General features: G+C 49.5%; 2 tRNA genes and 3 rRNA genes. All 5 read left to right on the forward strand.

Features of this window, described 5'->3' with window-relative positions:
* Positions 1 to 10 precede the first annotated feature (10 nt).
* Positions 11 to 82, forward strand: a tRNA-Glu gene (locus tag ACVC7R_RS08405).
* A 236-nt stretch (positions 83 to 318) separates the two neighbouring features.
* Positions 319 to 1,867 (forward strand): 16S ribosomal RNA (locus ACVC7R_RS08410).
* A gap of 50 nt (positions 1,868 to 1,917) precedes the next feature.
* Positions 1,918 to 1,990: transfer RNA gene (locus ACVC7R_RS08415), tRNA-Ala, on the forward strand.
* 125 nt (positions 1,991 to 2,115) lie between these two features.
* A 23S ribosomal RNA gene (locus tag ACVC7R_RS08420) occupies positions 2,116 to 5,018 on the forward strand.
* Between the two features lie 78 nt (positions 5,019 to 5,096).
* Positions 5,097 to 5,212 (forward strand): 5S ribosomal RNA (rrf, locus tag ACVC7R_RS08425).
* The 16S, 23S and 5S rRNA genes sit together here with 2 tRNA genes alongside, the layout of an rRNA operon.
* The last annotated feature ends 1 nt before the right edge of the window (position 5,213 follow it).

A 5,213-nucleotide genomic window follows, 5' to 3' on the forward strand; every position in this document is an offset into this window, starting at 1 on the left:
AAAAGCTCAAGGTCCGTTGGTCAAGGGGTTAAGACACCGCCTTTTCACGGCGGTAACACGGGTTCGAATCCCGTACGGACTATGGGTGTATTGCAGATAGGTTAATAGGAAATAAAAAAGTTAAAAAAACCTGTTGACAGTTAAAAGTGACTGTGATATACTAATATAGTTGTCGCTTGAGAGAGATTAAGTGACAAAGACCTTTGAAAACTGAACAAGACGAACCAATGTGCAGGGCACTATAACTGAAGTTATAGTACTGAACAATGAAAAAAACAATAAATCTGTCAGTGACAGAAATGAGTGAGAACTCAAACTTTTAATGAGAGTTTGATCCTGGCTCAGGACGAACGCTGGCGGCGTGCCTAATACATGCAAGTAGAACGCTGAAGCTTGGTGCTTGCACCGAGCGGATGAGTTGCGAACGGGTGAGTAACGCGTAGGTAACCTGCCTGGTAGCGGGGGATAACTATTGGAAACGATAGCTAATACCGCATAAGAGTAGATATCGCATGATATTTGCTTAAAAGGTGCAATTGCATCACTACCAGATGGACCTGCGTTGTATTAGCTAGTTGGTGAGGTAACGGCTCACCAAGGCAACGATACATAGCCGACCTGAGAGGGTGATCGGCCACACTGGGACTGAGACACGGCCCAGACTCCTACGGGAGGCAGCAGTAGGGAATCTTCGGCAATGGACGGAAGTCTGACCGAGCAACGCCGCGTGAGTGAAGAAGGTTTTCGGATCGTAAAGCTCTGTTGTAAGAGAAGAACGAGTGTGAGAGTGGAAAGTTCACACTGTGACGGTATCTTACCAGAAAGGGACGGCTAACTACGTGCCAGCAGCCGCGGTAATACGTAGGTCCCGAGCGTTGTCCGGATTTATTGGGCGTAAAGCGAGCGCAGGCGGTTAGATAAGTCTGAAGTTAAAGGCTGTGGCTTAACCATAGTACGCTTTGGAAACTGTTTAACTTGAGTGCAAGAGGGGAGAGTGGAATTCCATGTGTAGCGGTGAAATGCGTAGATATATGGAGGAACACCGGTGGCGAAAGCGGCTCTCTGGCTTGTAACTGACGCTGAGGCTCGAAAGCGTGGGGAGCAAACAGGATTAGATACCCTGGTAGTCCACGCCGTAAACGATGAGTGCTAGGTGTTAGACCCTTTCCGGGGTTTAGTGCCGTAGCTAACGCATTAAGCACTCCGCCTGGGGAGTACGACCGCAAGGTTGAAACTCAAAGGAATTGACGGGGGCCCGCACAAGCGGTGGAGCATGTGGTTTAATTCGAAGCAACGCGAAGAACCTTACCAGGTCTTGACATCCCTCTGACCGCTCTAGAGATAGAGTTTTCCTTCGGGACAGAGGTGACAGGTGGTGCATGGTTGTCGTCAGCTCGTGTCGTGAGATGTTGGGTTAAGTCCCGCAACGAGCGCAACCCCTATTGTTAGTTGCCATCATTTAGTTGGGCACTCTAGCGAGACTGCCGGTAATAAACCGGAGGAAGGTGGGGATGACGTCAAATCATCATGCCCCTTATGACCTGGGCTACACACGTGCTACAATGGCTGGTACAACGAGTCGCAAGTCGGTGACGGCAAGCTAATCTCTTAAAGCCAGTCTCAGTTCGGATTGTAGGCTGCAACTCGCCTACATGAAGTCGGAATCGCTAGTAATCGCGGATCAGCACGCCGCGGTGAATACGTTCCCGGGCCTTGTACACACCGCCCGTCACACCACGAGAGTTTGTAACACCCGAAGTCGGTGAGGTAACCTTTTAGGAGCCAGCCGCCTAAGGTGGGATAGATGATTGGGGTGAAGTCGTAACAAGGTAGCCGTATCGGAAGGTGCGGCTGGATCACCTCCTTTCTAAGGATAAGGAAAGCACATTGGTCTTGTTTAGTCTTGAGAGGTCTTGTGGGGCCTTAGCTCAGCTGGGAGAGCGCCTGCTTTGCACGCAGGAGGTCAGCGGTTCGATCCCGCTAGGCTCCATTGGTGAGAGATCACCAAGTCATGCACATTGAAAATTGAATATCTATATCAAATAGTAACAAGAAAATAAACCGAAAACGCTGTAGTATTAATAAAGAGTTTATGACTGAAAGGTCAAAAAATAAGGTTAAGTTAATAAGGGCGCACGGTGGATGCCTTGGCACTAGGAGCCGAAGAAGGACGTGACAAACGACGATATGCCTTGGGTAGCTGTAAGTAAGCGATGATCCAGGGATTTCCGAATGGGGGAACCCAGCAGGTGATACCTGTTACCCATATCTGTTAAGGATATGAGGAGGAAGACGCAGTGAACTGAAACATCTAAGTAGCTGCAGGAAGAGAAAGCAAAAGCGATTGCCTTAGTAGCGGCGAGCGAAACGGCAGGAGGGCAAACCGAAGAGTTTACTCTTCGGGGTTGTAGGACTGCAATGTGGACACAAAGATTATAGAAGAATGACATGGGAAGGTCAGCCAAAGAGAGTGAGAGCCTCGTATTTTAAATAGTCTTTGTACCTAGCAGTATCCTGAGTACGGCGGGACACGTGAAATCCCGTCGGAATCTGGGAGGACCATCTCCCAACCCTAAATACTCCCTAGTGACCGATAGTGAACCAGTACCGTGAGGGAAAGGTGAAAAGCACCCCGGGAGGGGAGTGAAATAGAACCTGAAACCGTGTGCCTACAACAAGTTCGAGCCCGTTAATGGGTGAGAGCGTGCCTTTTGTAGAATGAACCGGCGAGTTACGATATGATGCGAGGTTAAGTTGAAGAGACGGAGCCGCAGGGAAACCGAGTCTGAATAGGGCGCATTAGTATCATGTCGTAGACCCGAAACCATGTGACCTACCCATGAGCAGGTTGAAGGTGCGGTAAGACGCACTGGAGGACCGAACCAGGGCACGTTGAAAAGTGCTTGGATGACTTGTGGGTAGCGGAGAAATTCCAAACGAACTTGGAGATAGCTGGTTCTCTCCGAAATAGCTTTAGGGCTAGCGTCGACATCAAGATTCTTGGAGGTAGAGCACTGTTTGGGTGAGGGGTCCATCCCGGATTACCAATCTCAGATAAACTCCGAATGCCAATGAATTATGGTCGGCAGTCAGACTGCGAGTGCTAAGATCCGTAGTCGAAAGGGAAACAGCCCAGACCACCAGCTAAGGTCCCAAAATAATTGTTAAGTGGAAAAGGATGTGGGGTTGCACAGACAACTAGGATGTTAGCTTAGAAGCAGCTATTCATTCAAAGAGTGCGTAATAGCTCACTAGTCGAGTGACCCTGCGCCGAAAATGTACCGGGGCTAAAACAATTTACCGAAGCTGTGGATACCTTTATAGGTATGGTAGGAGAGCGTTCTATGTGTGGAGAAGGTGTACCGTGAGGAGCGCTGGAACGCATAGAAGTGAGAATGCCGGTATGAGTAGCGAAAGACAGGTGAGAATCCTGTCCACCGTAAGACTAAGGTTTCCAGGGGAAGGCTCGTCCGCCCTGGGTTAGTCGGGACCTAAGGAGAGACCGAAAGGTGTATCCGATGGACAACAGGTTGATATTCCTGTACTAGAGTATGTAGTGATGGAGGGACGCAGTAGGCTAACTAAAGCAGACGATTGGAAGAGTCTGTCTAAGCAGTGAGGTGTGAATTGAGTTAAATGCTTAGTTCTATAATATTGAGCTGTGATGGGGAGCGAAGTTTAGTAGCGAAGTTAGTGACGTCACACTGCCAAGAAAAGCTTCTAGCGTTTAAACATACTCTACCCGTACCGCAAACCGACACAGGTAGTCGAGGCGAGTAGCCTCAGGTGAGCGAGAGAACTCTCGTTAAGGAACTCGGCAAAATGACCCCGTAACTTCGGGAGAAGGGGTGCTGACTTTAGGTCAGCCGCAGTGAATAGGCCCAAGCAACTGTTTATCAAAAACACAGCTCTCTGCTAAATCGTAAGATGATGTATAGGGGGTGACGCCTGCCCGGTGCTGGAAGGTTAAGAGGAGTGCTTAGCGGTAACGCGAAGGTATGAATTGAAGCCCCAGTAAACGGCGGCCGTAACTATAACGGTCCTAAGGTAGCGAAATTCCTTGTCGGGTAAGTTCCGACCCGCACGAAAGGCGTAATGATTTGGGCACTGTCTCAACGAGAGACTCGGTGAAATTTTAGTACCTGTGAAGATGCAGGTTACCCGCGACAGGACGGAAAGACCCCATGGAGCTTTACTGCAGTTTGATATTGAGTGTCTGTACCACATGTACAGGATAGGTAGGAGTCTATGAACTCGGGACGCCAGTTTCGAGGGAGACGTTGTTGGGATACTACCCTTGTGTTATGGCCACTCTAACCCGGATAGGTGATCCCTATCGGAGACAGTGTCTGACGGGCAGTTTGACTGGGGCGGTCGCCTCCTAAAAGGTAACGGAGGCGCCCAAAGGTTCCCTCAGAATGGTTGGAAATCATTCGCAGAGTGTAAAGGTATAAGGGAGCTTGACTGCGAGAGCTACAACTCGAGCAGGGACGAAAGTCGGGCTTAGTGATCCGGTGGTTCCGTATGGAAGGGCCATCGCTCAACGGATAAAAGCTACCCTGGGGATAACAGGCTTATCTCCCCCAAGAGTTCACATCGACGGGGAGGTTTGGCACCTCGATGTCGGCTCGTCGCATCCTGGGGCTGTAGTCGGTCCCAAGGGTTGGGCTGTTCGCCCATTAAAGCGGCACGCGAGCTGGGTTCAGAACGTCGTGAGACAGTTCGGTCCCTATCCGTCGCGGGCGTAGGAAATTTGAGAGGATCTGCTCCTAGTACGAGAGGACCAGAGTGGACTTACCGCTGGTGTACCAGTTGTCTTGCCAAAGGCATCGCTGGGTAGCTATGTAGGGAAGGGATAAACGCTGAAAGCATCTAAGTGTGAAACCCACCTCAAGATGAGATTTCCCATGATTTTATATCAGTAAGAGCCCTGAGAGATGATCAGGTAGATAGGTTAGAAGTGGAAGTGTGGCGACACATGTAGCGGACTAATACTAATAGCTCGAGGACTTATCCAAAGTAACTGAGAATACGAAGCGTGAATATTTTAAGTGAAATTTGATAGATATTCAATTTTGAGTATGTAAGACTCAAAGTTAAGTGACGATAGCCTAGGAGATACACCTGTACCCATGCCGAACACAGAAGTTAAGCCCTAGAACGCCGGAAGTAGTTGGGGGTTGCCCCCTGTGAGATATGGAAGTCGCTTAGCT

The sequence above is a fragment of the Streptococcus sp. Z554 genome (assembly GCF_053010305.1).